This is a genomic window from Neglectibacter sp. CSJ-5, from assembly GCF_032490475.1.
Taxonomy (GTDB): domain Bacteria; phylum Bacillota; class Clostridia; order Oscillospirales; family Acutalibacteraceae; genus Hominenteromicrobium; species Hominenteromicrobium mulieris.
On sequence record NZ_JAVYJC010000001.1, the window covers coordinates 477,138 to 494,102 of the forward strand.

The 16,965-nt window shown below is 52.2% G+C and carries 12 protein-coding genes; all 12 read left to right on the forward strand.

Annotated features, from left to right (window positions below; all coding sequences use genetic code 11):
* The first annotated feature begins 250 nt into the window (after positions 1–250).
* The 12 genes from R2K26_RS02175 (at position 251) to R2K26_RS02230 (ending at position 16,938) form a co-directional block, all read left to right on the forward strand.
* Entirely contained in the window at positions 251–1,945 is a 1,695-nt protein-coding gene (locus tag R2K26_RS02175) for an ATPase, T2SS/T4P/T4SS family (protein WP_316518548.1), read from the forward strand.
* Positions 1,946–2,026: 81 nt separating this feature from the next.
* Positions 2,027–3,079, forward strand: coding sequence for a PilT/PilU family type 4a pilus ATPase (locus R2K26_RS02180; RefSeq protein WP_316518550.1), 1,053 nt, complete (start codon positions 2,027–2,029; stop codon positions 3,077–3,079).
* 27 nt (positions 3,080–3,106) lie between these two features.
* Entirely contained in the window at positions 3,107–4,315 is a 1,209-nt protein-coding gene (locus tag R2K26_RS02185) for a type II secretion system F family protein (RefSeq protein WP_316518553.1), read from the forward strand.
* A gap of 173 nt (positions 4,316–4,488) precedes the next feature.
* Positions 4,489–4,869: a hypothetical protein gene (locus R2K26_RS02190; RefSeq protein WP_396897214.1), complete on the forward strand. Its 381-nt coding sequence runs from the start codon at positions 4,489–4,491 to the stop codon at positions 4,867–4,869.
* 129 nt (positions 4,870–4,998) lie between these two features.
* Positions 4,999–5,811, forward strand: coding sequence for a prepilin peptidase (locus R2K26_RS02195; protein ID WP_316518555.1), 813 nt, complete (start codon positions 4,999–5,001; stop codon positions 5,809–5,811).
* 65 nt (positions 5,812–5,876) lie between these two features.
* Positions 5,877–6,878 carry a pilus assembly protein PilM gene (gene pilM, locus R2K26_RS02200; RefSeq protein WP_316518558.1) on the forward strand — a complete coding sequence of 334 codons (1,002 nt, stop codon included), beginning with the start codon at positions 5,877–5,879 and terminating at the stop codon, positions 6,876–6,878.
* A 12-nt stretch (positions 6,879–6,890) separates the two neighbouring features.
* A complete protein-coding gene (locus tag R2K26_RS02205) occupies positions 6,891–7,511 on the forward strand; it encodes a hypothetical protein (protein WP_316518559.1) in 621 nt (206 codons plus the stop codon).
* On the forward strand, positions 7,508–8,050 hold the full coding sequence (locus R2K26_RS02210; RefSeq protein ID WP_316518561.1) for a type II secretion system protein GspM: 543 nt from the start codon (positions 7,508–7,510) through the stop codon (positions 8,048–8,050). The genes R2K26_RS02205 and R2K26_RS02210 overlap by 4 nt, the downstream gene beginning before the upstream one ends.
* Positions 8,051–8,155: 105 nt before the next feature.
* Positions 8,156–15,448 (forward strand): GLUG motif-containing protein, encoded by a 7,293-nt coding sequence (locus R2K26_RS02215; protein ID WP_316518562.1) that lies wholly within the window; start codon positions 8,156–8,158, stop codon positions 15,446–15,448.
* Positions 15,438–16,115 carry a hypothetical protein gene (locus R2K26_RS02220; RefSeq protein ID WP_316518563.1) on the forward strand — a complete coding sequence of 226 codons (678 nt, stop codon included), beginning with the start codon at positions 15,438–15,440 and terminating at the stop codon, positions 16,113–16,115. The genes R2K26_RS02215 and R2K26_RS02220 overlap by 11 nt, the downstream gene beginning before the upstream one ends.
* Positions 16,112–16,420, forward strand: coding sequence for a hypothetical protein (locus R2K26_RS02225; RefSeq protein WP_316518565.1), 309 nt, complete (start codon positions 16,112–16,114; stop codon positions 16,418–16,420). Before R2K26_RS02220 ends, R2K26_RS02225 begins: the two co-directional genes overlap by 4 nt.
* The gene (locus tag R2K26_RS02230) at positions 16,417–16,938 is read left to right on the forward strand and encodes a prepilin-type N-terminal cleavage/methylation domain-containing protein (RefSeq protein WP_316518566.1); all 522 of its coding nucleotides are present in this window, start codon (positions 16,417–16,419) and stop codon (positions 16,936–16,938) included. The genes R2K26_RS02225 and R2K26_RS02230 overlap by 4 nt, the downstream gene beginning before the upstream one ends.
* The last annotated feature ends 27 nt before the right edge of the window (positions 16,939–16,965 follow it).

A 16,965-nucleotide genomic window follows, 5' to 3' on the forward strand; every position in this document is an offset into this window, starting at 1 on the left:
GCTGAAATTTCATAAATTGATTCTGAAAATAAGATGAATTCCTGTAGAAGTTTTCTCCGCATGAAGGTTGAAATCATAGTGTTGATATGATAAAATAATAGCGCGAATATTGCAATTCTGGCGCTTTATGCAGAAAATGAGAATTTTGGACGTGGCTTTCGCATTTTAAGCCTATAAAACTGCTCGATTATGCGAAAAGCAGCATAAATATACGAAATACGAAGCTCGGTTTAGAAAGGGAGGACGTTCCATGGCTTATATGCGACTTGGCGATTTGCTGATTGCGGCAGGTGCCATTACGCAGGAGCAGCTTGAAGAAGCGCTGACCATTCAAAAGCAGAAGAAAGAACGTCTCGGCGACGTTCTGATTGAAAGTAATATCATCACGGAACGTCAGCTCATTGAAGCACTGCAAATGCAGCTCGGCGTCGATTTCATCGATTTAACGGCGATCTCTATTCCATTAGAGCTCGCCAAATTTGTGCCGCGCGCCATCGCGAAAAAATACAACGTGGTGCCGGTAAAGCTTGTAAAAGACGAGCTCTTTGTTGCCATGAGCGATCCGTTGAACTTCGTTGCGCAGGAAGAGATTAAGGCCGCTTCGCATAAGCGCGTTGTGCCGATGATCTCCACGCGCCGCGCGACCGAGCAGGCCATCGGCACATTGTACGGCAGCGAAGGCACGGCCCGCGCCATTGAAGAAATGAAGCGAGAGGTCGGCACATCCACACCGGATATCGTGCCGGTGCAGATGAACCAGACGGACGCCGGCAACGCGTCTGCCGCGCCGACGATCCGCTTTGTAAACTCCGTCATTGAGCGCGCCTTTTTGGAGCGCGCGAGCGACATCCACCTTGAGCCGCAGGAGGGCGAAATGGTGGTGCGCATGCGTATCGACGGCATTTTGAGAAAGATTTTGACCGTGCCCGCAAATTTGCAAAGCAATGTTATTTCCCGCCTGAAAATCATGGGTGGCATGAATATTTCCGAGCGTAAGATCCCGCAGGACGGCCGTGCCATGGTGCAGGTGCGTCACCACGAGATCGACCTGCGTATCTCGTCCATGCCGACGATCTACGGCGAAAAGATCGTTTTGCGTTTGCTCGATAAATCCGGGCATAATATCACGAAGCAGTCCATCGGCCTTGAGGGCACAGACCTGCAAAAGTATGATGCGCTGCTCAAAAACAGCAGCGGCGTGATTTTGATCGTGGGCCCGACCGGTTCCGGTAAATCCACGACGATGTGCGCCATGCTGCAGGAGCTTGCAAATGAGGAAACGAACCTCATGACGCTGGAGGACCCGGTGGAATACAACATTCCGGGCGTTAACCAGTGCCAGATCAACGAAAAGACCGGCATGACGTTTGCGACAGGACTGCGCGCCATCTTGCGTCAGGACCCGGATGTCATTTCCGTCGGTGAGATTCGCGACGGAGAGACGGGCGCCATTGCCATTCGTGCTGCTATTACGGGCCATTTGGTGCTTTCTACTTTGCATACGAACGACGCCGTTTCCGCCATCGACCGCCTGGTCGATATCGGCGTGGAGCCGTACCTCATTTCCAGCGCGCTGCGCGGCGTCATTTCCCAGCGCCTTGTGCGCAAGGTCTGTCCGCACTGCAAGAAGGCGTATAGGCCGGAGGCGGAGGAGCTTGCCATGCTCGGCCTGCCGGAGGACGCCAACGTGCAGTTCTACCGCGGCGAGGGCTGTCAGGAGTGCTACCACACCGGCTACAAGGGTCGCCGTGCCGTCTTTGAAATCTTCATGCTCAACGGGCGCATTCGCCGCATGGTTACAGAAGGCGCAAAGTACGATGCGCTTTCAAGGGTAGCAGCGGAGACGAACTTTGTCACGATGCGCGAAAATTGCCGTAACCTTGTTTTGCGCGGCGAGATCAGCGCAGCGGAAGCCGCGCGCGCCATCAATTCCACAGCGGATTGACATTCTGCTGAAAATCTGTTGAAAACTTGCTCATAACTTTCGGAAAGGACGCAGTCGCCGCGTTTCGGCGATGGTTTTAATATGCTTGAAATCAGCGAAATCATCGCGCAGGCGCAGCAAAAAGGCGCTTCCGATATTCATATTGTCACCGGTCTGCCGGTGAAATGCCGCATAGACGGCAAGGTGCAGAACCTCACGGAGAAAGTCCTCACGTGGGAAGACTGCGAATACTACGCAAAATGCCTTGCGGGCGACCTTTTCCACGAGATCGAATGCATCGGCGAGCTTGATTTGGCGCGGACGTTTCCGTGCGGAGCGCGAACCAGAATCAATCTGTTCCGCCAGCAGGGGGCGGTTTCGGCGGCGATCCGTATTTTGGCGGATACCATCCCGGAGATCGAGGCGCTGAATTTGCCGCCGGTCGTTTCCGAGTTCCCGGAGTACCGCAGCGGCATCATTTTAGTCACGGGTGAAACGGGTTCCGGCAAATCCACGACGTTGGCGGCGATTTTAAATCGCATCAACCATACGCGGTGCAGCCACATCATCACGCTGGAAGACCCGATTGAGTACATTTACGAGCCGGATCAGTGCATCATTAACCAGCGCGAGATCGGCAAAGACACCAGAAGCTACGCAGACGGCCTGCGATCCATCCTGCGTGAGGACCCGGACGTTATCCTCATCGGCGAGATGCGCGACCTCAATACCATTGAGACCGCATTGACGGCGGCGGAAACGGGCCACTTGGTCTTCGCCACCCTGCACACAAACTCCGCAGCAGATTCCGTTGACCGCATGGTGAACGTGTTCCCGGAGGGGCAGCAGCGTCAGATTCGATTGCAGCTTTCCACTACGTTGCGTGCGGTGCTTTCGCAGCAGCTGTTGCCGAAGCGCGCGGGCGGCCGGGCGGCGGCGTGCGAAGTCATGATGGTGAACAGCGCCATCAAAAATTTGATCCGCGAGGGTAAGACCCCGCAGATTGACAGCTTCATTACCATGAACGCGCAGGACGGCAGCATTACGATGGATAATGCCCTGCTGAAAATGGTGCGCGAGGGCACCGTAACGTATGAAACGGCGCTCGGCTACGCCAGAGACCGAGAAGCGTTTTCCAAGGGAAGACGCGGCTAAATTTAGGAAGAAAGTGAGGGAGCGGGTTTGACGACCTATAAATACAAAGGGTTTTCCCCGGACGGCGCAAAGCTTTCCGGCGTCATCAAAGCGTATAACGAGTTTGAAGCGGTCGCGCAGCTGCGCGAGACCTGCTCCGTCATCACCAAAATAGAAGAAGTCAAAGAGACGCAGAGCTGGAACAAACAGATCGGCACGAAGAAAATCAAAGACAAGGAGCTTGCCATCATTTGCTCGCAGTTCGCCATCATTTTGACCTCCGGTCTGCCCATTGTGCGCTGCGTGGAGATGGTTGCGGCACAGGCGCGCACCAAAGAGCTGCAAAAAATGCTGAAAAAGGTCGCGGAGGACGTCTCCGGCGGTTACAGCCTTGCGCAAAGCTTTGAAAACAACGCTACGGGCTTTCCGACCACGTTTATTGAGACCGTACGCGCGGGCGAACAGTCCGGCACACTGGAAGAATGCTTTGAAAAACTACATAAATATTACGATAAAACCGCTAAAATGAAAGCGAAGATCATCAGCACGCTCACGTATCCGGCAATTGTCATTTGCGTCGCCGTCATCGTGTTCATCATCATTATGGTGGTAGCCGTGCCGGCGTTTACAAGCGTGTTTCTGGAGCTCGATACCGAGCTGCCGGGCATCACAAAGGCGCTCATCGCAACGTCGGATTTTCTCACGAACTACTGGTGGTCGCTTATTTTGATTGTGCTCGCGTTCTTCATCGGCAGGCTTCTGCTGAAAAAGAACGAAAAGGGGCGTGCGTTCCTTGCGGAAAACAAGCTAAAGCGCTCACCGCTCAAAAAAATGCACAGTCTGAACGCCGCTTCGCAGTTTGCAAGCACCATGAGCACCATGCTCACGGCGGGCTTGCCGATTACAAAAGCGCTGGAGGTCACGGCAAATGTGGCAGATAACTACATGTTCGCGGTGTCCATCCGCAAAGTGCGGCAGGGCGTGGAGCAGGGCCGCAGCCTGGTGGACTGCATGAACGAGATTCCGTATTTTCCAAAGCTGCTCACCGAAATGGTGGGCGTGGGCGAACGCTCCGGCAACATGGAAGAAACGCTCACCGTCATCGGTGATTACTTCGATAACGAGGTCTCAGTGTTCACGCAGCGGTTGCTCTCTATGTTAGAGCCGGCCATCACCATTGTTTTGGCGGTCGTCACCGTCATTTTGCTGCTGGCCGTTTACCTGCCGATGTTTACCATGTATGGCAGCATCGTTTGATTTATTTCGCTGTACCCCGTCGGCGATCCAACCCGAACCGGCGGAATACATAAATTTCGATGGTGAACCCCGAAAAGCACGTTTTCGGGGCGAGCAAAATTTCAATGAATTGGAGAATGGTTCTTATGATGAACAAAATGCGTAAGATGAAGAATAAGAAGGGCTTTACGCTCATGGAAATGCTGATTGTTGTTGCAATCATCGCAATCCTCATCGCTATTGCTATCCCGACCTTTGCTTCTTCTCTGAATAAGGCAAGAGTGGCAACCGACGAAGCGAATATCCGTTCCGGTTATGCTTCCGTTATGGCTCAGGTTTTGACTGATGACAAAATCGATGTCGAAGGTAACGGCGAAGATAAAAATGTTGTTTATAAGCTGAACAAAGATGGTTCTGTTACTGAGAATACTGCAACCAACGAGTATAAGATGCAGGGTACACCGTCTGATAATGTTGAAATTGCAGGTCAGCCTGTTACTAAGTGGGCAAAGGGCAATACAGTCACGTATACCTATAACTACAAGACTAATAAGGTTACAATCACTGTCGGCTAATCTCATCTAAACACAAAAACAACTCATTTTAAATGAACCAGATCTATTGAGGGGCCGGGGGTTGCGGCTCCCCTATGATCTGTTCTTTTGATTTTTCACTTTAGGTTTTCATAAAAAAGGGGACGTAGTATGCTTTGGGGTTCACCCGCTCTCACGGTTTATATTTGTGTGCTTACGGGGATTCTCGGCGCGTGCATGGGAAGCTTTCTCAACTGCATGGCGTGGCGTATCGTCCACGGCGAATCTGTTTTACACGGGCGCTCGCACTGCGACGTCTGCGGCCACGTGCTCGGCGCGGGGGATTTGATTCCCGTTGTGAGCTACATCATTCACAAAGGCCGCTGCAAATACTGCGGCGCAAAGCTCTCTGCGGGACATGTCTTTGCGGAAGTGTTAACGGCGCTTACGTTTTTGCTGCTCGTGCTAAAATATGATATTTCGCTCCAAGCCCTTGAATACATTTTGCTGGCGTGTCTGCTGCTTGCGGCCGCATTCACGGATTTGGAGGGGTATATGATCCCGGACCGTTTCATCGTGACGGGGATCGTCGTGCGTGTTGTTTTCCTGTTTTTGCAGAGGAACGTGCTCGAAAACCTTATGGATGCGCTGCTCGGCGGCTTCGCCGTTGGCGGCGGTTTACTGCTCATCGTGCTCTTATACGAAAAAGTGCGCCAAAAGGAAGCCATGGGCGGCGGCGATATTAAACTGCTGTTCCTCACCGGCCTGTTTCTCGGCTGGCAACGGAACATTCTGTGCCTGCTCATCGCGTGCGTGCTCGGCATCGTCTTCGCGTTTGTCTTCCCGGAAAAACGTACCACAGGAGACGGGGCAGAGGAAGAAGACGGAAAGCTTTTTCCGTGGGGGCCGTCCATCTCGGCGGCGGCGATTCTCACGCTCCTTTGCGGCAGCGAAATAATGAATGCGTATTTGAGCTTATTTTAACGGAAAGAACAAAAGCTTTACAGCTTGATGAATAGGGATAACAAAGAAAGCGAGGTATCTGTATCATGCCCGGACAAATCACGGCATTCGACATTGGCGAGTGCATGGTAAAAGCCGCATGCTTTACAGGCGGCAAACTGAAAAAGGTTATGGCGAAAGAATTGCCGGATAATATGGTTTCCGGCGGCGAAATCGTCTCCATGGACGCCATGGCGGATTTTATCAAGGAAATGGCGAAAGAAAACGGCATTTCCCGCGGCGCTGCGGCGGTCATTCTGCCCGGCACGCTGGTGTTCACCCGCAACGTGACTGTGCCCGCCATGACGGACGGCCAACTGTTGTATAACCTGCCGTTTGAATTTAAAGATTACCTGACGCAGGAAAAGAATAAGTATTATTTCGACTACGCCGTGCAGGATACGGTGAAAGACGAAGAGGGCAATGTGAAAGAATTGCAGCTTTTCGTTTGCGCCACCTTAAAAAGCACCGTGGAAGAATACCGCGCCATGCTGCGCCGTGCGGGCTTCAATTTGAAGGTCGCCATGCCGGAGGAATGCGCCTACGCTGCGCTGACGGAGGATTACATGCAGCGCACAAATGCGCCCGCGGGCAGCGATTACTGCTTTGTAGACCTCGGCCACAACGGCATCCGTATGCACATTTTGCAGGACGGCAATTTCACCACGAAGCGCTCCGGCGACCTCGGCCTGCGCGACCTTGAGCAGACGATTTCCGATGTGCGCGGCGTGGATATTCACATGGCACACGCACACATTTTGTCCGATTACAACGACGTGCTTTCCGAAGACGTGAGCGCCGAGCTTTTCAACCGCATGGCGATCGAAATCATGAAGGCCGTCAACTTCTATAATTACAATAACCGCGAGCGCTCGCTCCGGAGAATTTATCTTTGCGGCGGCGGTGTGGCGGTAGATCAGATCCGCGCGGCCATCTGCCGTGTGACGGATCTGGACGTACATAACGCCGAGGAGCTGCTTCCTCAGCACGACGCATTGGAAGCGGCGTGGCTTTACATCAAAGCGATCGGCTGCGCGCTGCAAAAGTAAGGAGGCGTTGGAATGAAGCTTGAACTCGGCATGGGGAACGGCGCCAAAAAGCCCGTAAAATACCCCACCAAAAGAACCGTCAACCTTGCAAAGCGCGAGTCGCACTCCCAGAGCGTCATGACGCTTTCTATCGGCACGGCGGTCATTATCGTGCTTGTGGTGCTCGTCGTGAAATTCGGTGTACTTGACCAGCTTGCGCGCCAAAGTGCCGCAGAAAGTGCTTACAACACCGTGCATGCCCAGTATACCGAAATGCAGAGCGCCGTGGAGAAATACCCCGAGGTCGAAGAGGAGTACCGCACCTATTCCAGAAAATGGATGCAGCAGGAGGATTCCGGCGCGTTCGTTTCTGTGGACAGACAGGAAGTGCTCGACCTCATGGAGAACTACCTGCAGCCCTACGGCACGATAAAGGCCGTCACCATTTCGGACGACGTGATGATTGTTTCCATGTCCGGCATGAATCTGCAGGAGATTTCCGCTATGTTTGAGATTTTACAGCAGCAGCCCATTGTAAAGTCTGCTGACCTTACAATTGCTTCCACCGAAAAAACGGCAGGCGAAGACCTCGATTTCTCCGTGACGATCACATTACAGCCGGCTGACACGGCGGAAGGGGAGGCCACAGCATGAAAAGAGCCTTTACAACGCGCGAAAAAGTGATGCTGCTCGTCCTCACCGTGCTGCTCATCGTCATCGCATATTTTAAGCTCATCTTGGAGCCCATCAACAATTCCATCGACGAGTATCAGTCCGAAACGGCCGCGGAGCAGGACGAGATTTTGCAGAACACCGCGCTTTTGACGCGCATGAGCCAGATGCAGAAGGAGCTCGAGGAAATCTATGCCGCGGGTACCCCCACGCCCATCCCGAATTATGACAATTCCGGCAAGCTGCTCGTTGAGTTGAACAGCATCCTTTCGGCTTCCGTCGATTATTCTCTGGATTTCGGTCAGGTCTCGGCACTGAACGATGGCTACATCATGTGCCGCCCCATCAACATGGCCTTCACAACGAACACCTACGCCGAAACGCGCGCCATCATTGATGCGCTGCACAACAGCGATTTTACAAACCAAATATCGGACATCAGCGTGCAGTTTGAAAATTCCGGCAGCTCCGGCAATGTGCAGGTAAACCTGTATATTACGTATTTTGAACTTCAAAAATAGCTGATGCAACACAGGCCGGAAGCTGTTTTTTGCTTGCCGGTTTTCTGTGTTTAAAAAGACTTATACTGTTTTACGGTTTCCATATTTTTCTCAGGAGCAAAACGCATGAATTTTTCACGGGATATGAAGGATTTGAAAAACAGAAGAAAGGGGAAAGCCGGCTTTACCATGTCCGAGCTTTTGATCGTTGTGGCCATCGTCATCGTGTTGTTTGCCGTGGCGGTTCTCTCGCTTGTGACGATTCAAAAGAATCTGCGCCAAAAGGAACTCGACAGTAAAGCGGAGATCCTTTACGTTTCCGTGCAGAATCGCATGTCCGAGCTGCGCGCCGGCGGCTACGAAAGCCTTTATCAGTACGATGAAAACAAGGATAACGGCGTTGCAAAGGTTGGTCTCATTCCGCTGGATGCTCCCGAAGAAGATGCGGAAGACGCCATCACAAAAGACACGCTCTGCTACGTCGTTTCCGCAAACCGCGTGGAAGTCGGCAAGGCGGCAGCTTCCGTTCTGCCGGAATCTTCCGTAGATGCCGAGCTCTGGAACAACCACTGGGTTATCGAGTACGACCCCGAAAGCGGCAGTGTGTACAGCGCATTTTACAGCGAAGAGGAGATCACAAGCGGCGATGCCTCCACCACGCTGCCCACATACTTAAACCGTATGCGTGTGCGCCAGACCCGCCTGCACAACGGTGCGAAGATCGGCTACTACGGCGGTGCGCGTGTAATCTCCGGCACAACCGACACTCTAAAGCCGGACATCTCCATCGATAACCGCGAGAAGCTGACGGCAACGTTCTACTGCAACAACCCCTATGCCGATGAGCTGACGTTCAATATCAAGGTTTCGGACGGCCAGAACGAATATGTAAAGGTCGTAAAATACAGCGAGCTTCGCCAGCTGAACAGCAAAACTTGGTACTACACGTGGGTTATGGATAGCTTGGAAAGCGAAAAGACGCGCTTCTATAATCAGACCGACCATAAGCTTGCGTGCGGCACAGACATCACCGTCACACTTTCCGTAGAAAGCCAAAACGCCAATGTGGACGGCAAAAGCTACACCCGCAAAACGAACAGCCTGTTCCGCTATGCCGAGGGCACCCCGGCCGGCACGGCGCTCATCGCCTACGGCCGCCATTTACAGAATTTGGACGAGGCCTCCCATGTTTCCGATACGATTACCCGCGCCGTGCAGGTCAGCGACCTTTCCTTTGCGGATGATACTGCCGACAACGAAGACTGGTATTCCTTTTACGGCGACACCTTTACGCCCATCACAAATAAGTATCTCAAAAGCTATGACGGCTATTCCGAGGTCGATAACGTAAAGCTGTATTCTTCCATTTCAAACCTGCACATCACAAAAGCTGCGCAAAACGGAGATGCAGGTCTGTTCAGTACATTTAACGGTGAGATCAAAAACGTGACGCTTACCGGCATGAGGATTGATAATGGAGGCCAGAACGTCGGTGCGCTCATCGGTTCTGTTTCCGATACCGTGAAAATCACAAATACCCGTGTATACCTCAGCTCCAAAAAAGGCGACCTCGCAGATATCGAAACGGTCGATTCCCCGGAAAAAGTGCAGCCGTGGCTCGAGGGTAAAGTCGTCGGCGGACTTATCGGCATGGTGACGAAAACGGGTAGCGTATCCGTTACGGACAGCTCCGCGTCTACGGTCATTCGTGCGGACGGTGCAGCAGGCGGCCTCATCGGTGCCGTGTATAATGCGGCAACGATAACCGATTCCTATGCGGATTGCTATTTGACGGCAGCCAGAACGGGCGGCCTTATCGCAAAGGCAGAGGGCGGGTCTGAAGTAGCCGCAACGGGAACTTCTATCACCTTAAAGGATTTCTATGCAGCGGGTTACCAAACGGCGACCGACGCTGCTTTCGGCTTAGTAGGCGGCTCCAATGTGATCGCCACAGGCGGTTATTCTGCGTGTGTTTACAATGTTGGAGAAAACGCAAAGGTCCATTCCACGGTCAATGCAATGGGCAGAGCCTCAAACGTATATTATCTGACAGACGGCGGTCTTTCCGGCGACGGCACAAGCAAGTGGAAAAACGACAGTCAAACCATGCCGAAAACCTATAAAGAACTCAGTGAATCGGGCTTTGCAAAAGGAATCTCCAAGGCGTTCACGTCGTCCTCCGGCGCGGCTACGTTTCCGTATAACTTGATGGATCAGGGCCTTACGTATTACACGTATCCGCGCCTTGAAAAGCTGAACCACTACGGCGACTGGCAGGCGGAGTTTGAATCCGGCGCACTGGTTTATTACGAGCGCTACGAAGACGAAACCTACGGCTTCTACGGCGCAAACCTTTCCACACTCAAAACGAGTAAGTTTGTCGTCGGCGACGGCTATGCGCTGGCGTATATCGAAAAGAAAACTGCGACCGATAACGTTACCGTGATGTATGCAGACGATCAAACGGCACAGGTATCGTTTGATAGCGCAATTGAAACGACCGACGACACGACAAATACGAAGTATTATCTCTATCCGCTCTCAAAAGAGGTCGTCAACACCGCTTATATCGACACCGCAGAGCCGGATGCGTTCTACCAGAAGATCACGATAAAAGACACCACAGCCAGTACGGAGACGGAATATTACTACAATCCGCACTTCGCAAAAACGGTGACGGTCAACGAAAATAAGCCGCAGGCGCCGGAAACGGTCTGCATTCGCTCCGCCCGCCAGCTGTATGCCTTGAGCCTTTACTACCCGAAGTATGCGGATGCCGTAAAGGACAGTGTGTTCCGTCAGGAACTCAACATTGATTACAGCAGGTATGAGTGGACAAAATATGACGTTGTTACCGCTACTGTCAGCATACAGGCGCCGATCGGCACAGGGGATAAGCCGTTTACGGCTGTGTATAACGGCGGCTGCAATACGATAGAGGGAATTTCCTTTAAAGCAAAATCCCTTTACATCGGCATGTTCGGTTATACGTCGTCCGCTGCCGCGGTGCGCAATGTGTTCCTTGTCGGCAACGGAAGTAACACGGTGGCCTATGTCAATGCGCAGGGCGGTAATTCGGCTTCCGGCAGTGCGTCGCGCGTCAGCATGGGCGTGCTCGTCGGTTATAACCGCGGCACGGTTTCAAACTGCTCGGTTTCCGGCTATACCATGGAGTATTACGGTTACAGCGCCAGCACGGCTTCGCTCGGCGGCTTTGTCGGCAGCAACTACGGCACTATCCGCAACAGCGCTTCGGACTGCCCGTCCATTCGCTTTGCAAATACGAATTCTAACACCTATGCGGGCGGCTTTGCGGGCGTGAACCACGCCTCTGTTTCGGATTCCTACGCGCTTGGCAGCATTCAGGTGCGCGGCGCGCGAAACAGCACCGTGTGGGTCGCGGGCTTTGCGGCGAACAACGCCAGCGGCATGATTCGCCGCAGCTACAGCGCTACGGCGCTGACAGCTTCCGGCGATGCGGAGTCCTACGGCTTTGCGCATACCGGCGGTTCGGCATACCAGTGCTATTATCTGGACGGCGGCACGTATTCGTACAGAGGCGCGCTTTATGCCTACAACACCTCCACGAACGAATTCAAAGATAACGCGGCGGGTGAGCCTCTTACGGGCAGCGAGCTGCAAAACAAAACAATCAACAATTTCAAAACGGCAGATTACACCTATAATGCCAAAGAAACGACCGGCGATTATATCTATCCGGCAGTCGTGCGCAATGCAGCAGGGCAGACCGTGCATTACGGCGATTGGCCCGTGCAGAAGGACATCGGTACGCTCGGTGTGTTCTACTGGGAATATGAAGACAGCGGCAGCAACAGCGGATACCACTTCAGCTACGTGGGCACAAGCCAGGGTAATGAAATTTCCAGCGCAAACAACGACATCTTAAAGGGCGATTCTCTCTGTGAAGAGCACGACGACGGCGGCGTTGTAACGCATTACGGCTACGGCTATTTCTATGCGAACAGCAATAATTTGGAGACTTCATTAAATGCTGCATACTTCAATGAAAACTTCATGCGCGTTGCAAAAAATGCAGAAGCCGGCGAAGCGCTCGGTAAGCAGATGCCCGGCTATACGTTTGTCGCCTTTGAGACCGGTGAAGACAAAATGTATTTGACCGGCAGCAACGCAAACGGCACATGGTGGCTGGATTACGGCAGCGGAACAGATGCTACCGTATACGCCTATACCGTCAACCCGTTCTTTGCAAACTCTATGAGCCTCGATAGCTCCGAAGTACAGAACAAAATGACAAAAACAGGTGACGTCGAACCCGGCGCCAACGGCAACGCTTACGAGATTCGCTCCGTCTCGCAGCTGCAGTTTATCAACTGGAATTTCGGAAAGCGCAATACAAACACCTCCATTGTGTCTCAGAACCAAGGGGATTGGTATACGTTTAAGGATAAATACACGTATCAGGTTTACGGCGATACTCACAGGGTATCGGGAAGCGGCAAAGAGCTGTATTGGAATCAAACACACGATTTGAATGCTTCCTCAGAATACCGTACACTTGGTAAGGCCAATAACTTCACGCCTATCGGAAGCATGTATGATAATGCAGGCAGTACAGCAACCGCTGATCCGACAATGTCATATTTTGCTTCTCATTATGACGGACAGGCATATACGATCAAAAATGTTGAAATTCACAGCAATGCGGAATGTGTTGGTATTTTTGGCATTACGGTCGGTGCAACGGTTAAAAATGTGGTCGTATACTCGGATGAAGGCAATGTAATCGAAGCTACAAAGGAAGGTGAGAGCTGGTACTGCGTTGGCGGTCTTGTCGGCTTTGCGGCCGGCAGAGACAATCCTGCAAGTGTATTTACAAACTGCACGGTTTCCGGCTATACCATTCAGGATAACCATGCAAACACCCCGGGTTGGGGCGGCGGCAGTGTCGGCGGTCTTGTCGGCATGACAAACATGGATATTACAAACTGCTCCGCTGTAACAGATATTATTATCAATATCGGCTATAATGGCGCTTATCAAAATCTGCGTGTCGGCGGTATTGCCGGTGTTTCTCGTGGCGCAGTACGATATTGTTATGCTGGCGGTTCTATGAGAAGCACAGCTAAATCTTGGTATAGTAACTATACTCAGGGTGCGAATATCTGGATGGGCGGCCTTGTTGGCGGTATTGTCATGCGAAACAGCGGCGGCTTAGCAACTTTGGTTGGTGATGTGAGTCGTGTGCTCAAGGTTGAAAACTGCTACAGTTATGTTGAGATGCCAAAACGTGGTAAAGCCAACGAGCAAAATATTATAAAGAGTACGCAGGCAATCGCCTCCAATGGCGAAATGCAGGAAAATTTCGCGGATGTTAAAAACGACTATATCGAGATTCATAACTGCTATGCACTTGAATCCGCCGTATTAAATACAGATGATTACCGCGAATATGGCGGTAAAACTCCCTCAAGTTGGTCTAACCTGAACCTGAACATGACGCATCAGGGTTTGCGGGGGCGTGAGATCAAGTTGTTCAATGATTCCACCCCATACGTATCGTATGCCGAAATGCAGAGCAGCGAATTCTTAACGAAACTGAACAAGAACTACCAGTCCGGCTCAAGCTATAAGAACTTCTCCACCGTTACCATCACCGAGCAGGGGCAGAATATCGACGGCAAATATAGCTTCCCGGGCAATGATACGGCGCTGCAGGGGCTTAACTATCCGTTCCCGACGGTTCTGACACAGACCGATATTTTCGGCAGCACAGTCAATTTGCATTACGGCCGCTGGCCGCGCATCGGTCTCTTATGGGAAGAAAATTCCCAGAAGCTCGATCTGCTTGCGGATATCAAAACGAAAGCGGAAGACAGCACTTTGAACGACAACGAAGACGGCAAGGCGCTTTTGCAGACACATTTGCTTATCGCCAGCAGCGACGTAGATACGAGCGCAGAGCCGCCGGAAATCAAGCTGTATGACGAAAACAGAAACGAGCTCACAAACGATAAGGCCGCAGCAACAGTCAGCCGCATTGTGTATAATCGTGAGAATAACTGCTACGATGTCACATTCATCGGGCAGAATGTCGGCACGGTCGTCGCAGAGGCGAAGCTCGGCAATTACATCGCGCGCCTTACAATCGAAGTTACGGCATCGCTCAAGCTGGAGGCTTCTTCTACGAACATTTCGGTTTATTCCGGCGACACCGATACGATCACGCTGACCGTAAAGGACGCAAACGACAAGCAGCTGCTTGCCGAGACCGAAAAGACGCTCAGATGGGAGATTGCTGTCGATAACAACGGCGTGCAGCAGGAGGTCATCGAGTGCAGTAAGGACGATATCAAGCTGAACGCAGACGGCACGTTCGCCTTGCCGCTTACCGGCTTTGCTGCGGGCGAAGCCACGGTGAGCATCACGTGCACATATCCGTACGGCGCGGCAACTGCCGCGGAGCCCGCAAAAGAGGTCACGGCTACGCTGTATATCGGCGCTACAACAAAGCCAAGTGATGTGCTTGGCCTGACAAACGGCAGCGTCTATAACCAGATTTCTCTGCCGCACACGCCGAAAAAATCCACGACTTCCTACACCGGTACGACCGTTGAATACCCGGAAAACCGCCCCGCCATGCAGGGAAGTGCGCTGTTCCTCTACGCAACGAATGAGTATACCGATTTGACCGGCTTTACGGTCGATCAAATCGAGATCACCGCAGGGGAAACGACCTACACTGTGGGTAAAGACGGCATCACGACCGATGAAAATCACACCTACAAAGTGACGGTAAACGATCAGTGGACGGCAGAAACGAACGACACGAAGTTCCAATACCGCGCCGTAAAGGTGGAATCCGCCGCGGCAGGCGAGATCACCCTAAAGATCGTCCTCAAAAACGGCGACGTGACCTACAACCTCACCACCCCGTACACCATCGCATCGAACACGTATACAGTGAAGTTCCTTGACACAAAGGGCAATATTCTTCTCACAAAAACAGTCGATTACGGAAAAAAGCCGGAGCTGACCGAAGAGGATAAGGCTAAATTGAAAGCCGATGCCGAGTTGGGCTACACCTGCACATGGGCGCTTTCTGAAATCTACGCAGATACAGAAATTCACCCGACATTAACGCCGAACACCTATACCATCCAGTTTGATGCCAACGGCGGTTTGGGTACGATGCCTGATGAATCGTATGCTTATGATAAGATTCAAACGACGGACAGCCTTCCGCCGAATAAATTTACAAAGGGAACATCCACCTTTAAGGGCTGGGCGTTTGATGCTTCAAGTACAACGGCTGATTATACAGATGCAAGCTTGATCGGGAACATCATAGATTCTATGGCGAAGGAGAATAAGACCGAACTCACTCTCTACGCCGTTTGGGAAGATACCGCAGCAGGCGGCGAGACCGTTGAACCGTAAATCAACAAAAAGGCAGGTGCCGAAAATGCAGGCGATCCGCAGAAAACTGAATAGCCAAAGGGGCGCTTCCATGCTGATGGCGCTGCTGCTTATGCTGGTCGGCATCATGGTGAGCGCGGTCATCATCTCCGCCGCCACCAGCGCCGCCGTAAATAAGCGCTCGGAAAAAGAACAGCAGCAGGCCTACCTCGCGGTCAACTCTGCCGCCGAGCTCGTGCGCGACGATTTCCAAAGCCTTACGGGCCGGTATAAAGATGTTACGACCACGGTGACGCATGCGGATGGAACGACCACTACGACGAATGATACGATAAAGGCCACATGTGCGGTGGGAGATATGATCAATGACATCGGCGCATGGTTTATAGATGTGAACACGACGTCCACTTATGCAAAGACCTACACGTTCTCCGTAGACGGTTATGAAGATGTATCGGCAGAAATCCTTGTATCAGTCGACACCGGCAGTGACGGAAGCAGCAAGGTGTATAACCTCGCTGCAACATTCACAAACGGTGCGGATTCCGAACACCCCTGCCGCGTGGTGTTGACTATGGAGGGCAAATTGACGGAGGAAAGAACCTCCGGCGATACGGGCTCCACGCAGGTCGTCACCCGAACACTCGAATGGAATAAGGCAAAGCTGCAAAAGGAGGTAACGGGTTGAAAAAGCTGCGTTCACAAAAAGCGGAAACACTGGTGGAAACGCTCATGGCCATCGTGGTCGTGGTGCTCGTTATGCTTTTTCTCTCCACTGCAGTTTCCACGGCCTCCAAGGTAAATGCCAAGGTGCGCAAAACCGATGTGGCTTTAACGTATGAGAATGCCGTCAAGGGCAGCGAAGCCAAAACGCTGACCATTAAGGATAAAAACAGTGCCACAAAAATCATCTATGTTCAAGTCGATGAATACACAAGCAAAAACGGCTACACGTATTACAGGGAAAGCAAGGAGCAGGGGGCGGGAACTTGAAGCTGAAAGATAAAAAAGGCCTAACGCTCGTGGAAATGCTCTGCACAGTCGCCATTTTGGTGCTTGTCAGCATGGTGATGGTGTTGGGTGTGCAGCTCGGCGTGCGCTCCTACGCAAAATCCGTTTCATATTCGGAAGCGCAGGTGCTGTGCTCCACGCTTACGACCACCATCAGCGATGAGCTGCGCTATTCCGGCACACTGAAAGTAGACGGCAGCGGCAACGTTACGGGCTTTTTCAGCCAGCAGTTCGGCAGCGGCGATTACACCGCGTTTACAACTACGCCGGAAGGGCATGTGCAACTTGGCGGCAAGGACATTCTGCCCGCAAAGGCGTACCCCTACGGTATTAAAGCTGAGGTAGAAAGCTTAACGTATGACGATGGTTCCGCCCTTTTCAAAGTGAAGTTGAGCGTAAAAGACAGCGAAAATAAAAACACGCTGGCCGAAACCACCTTTGAAGTGGAAAAGCTTAATGTGACGACCGAAGACACCGCAGAGGGCCGCGCCCGTGCCTAAGCCAACCGCATGCGATTCTTCTTGCAC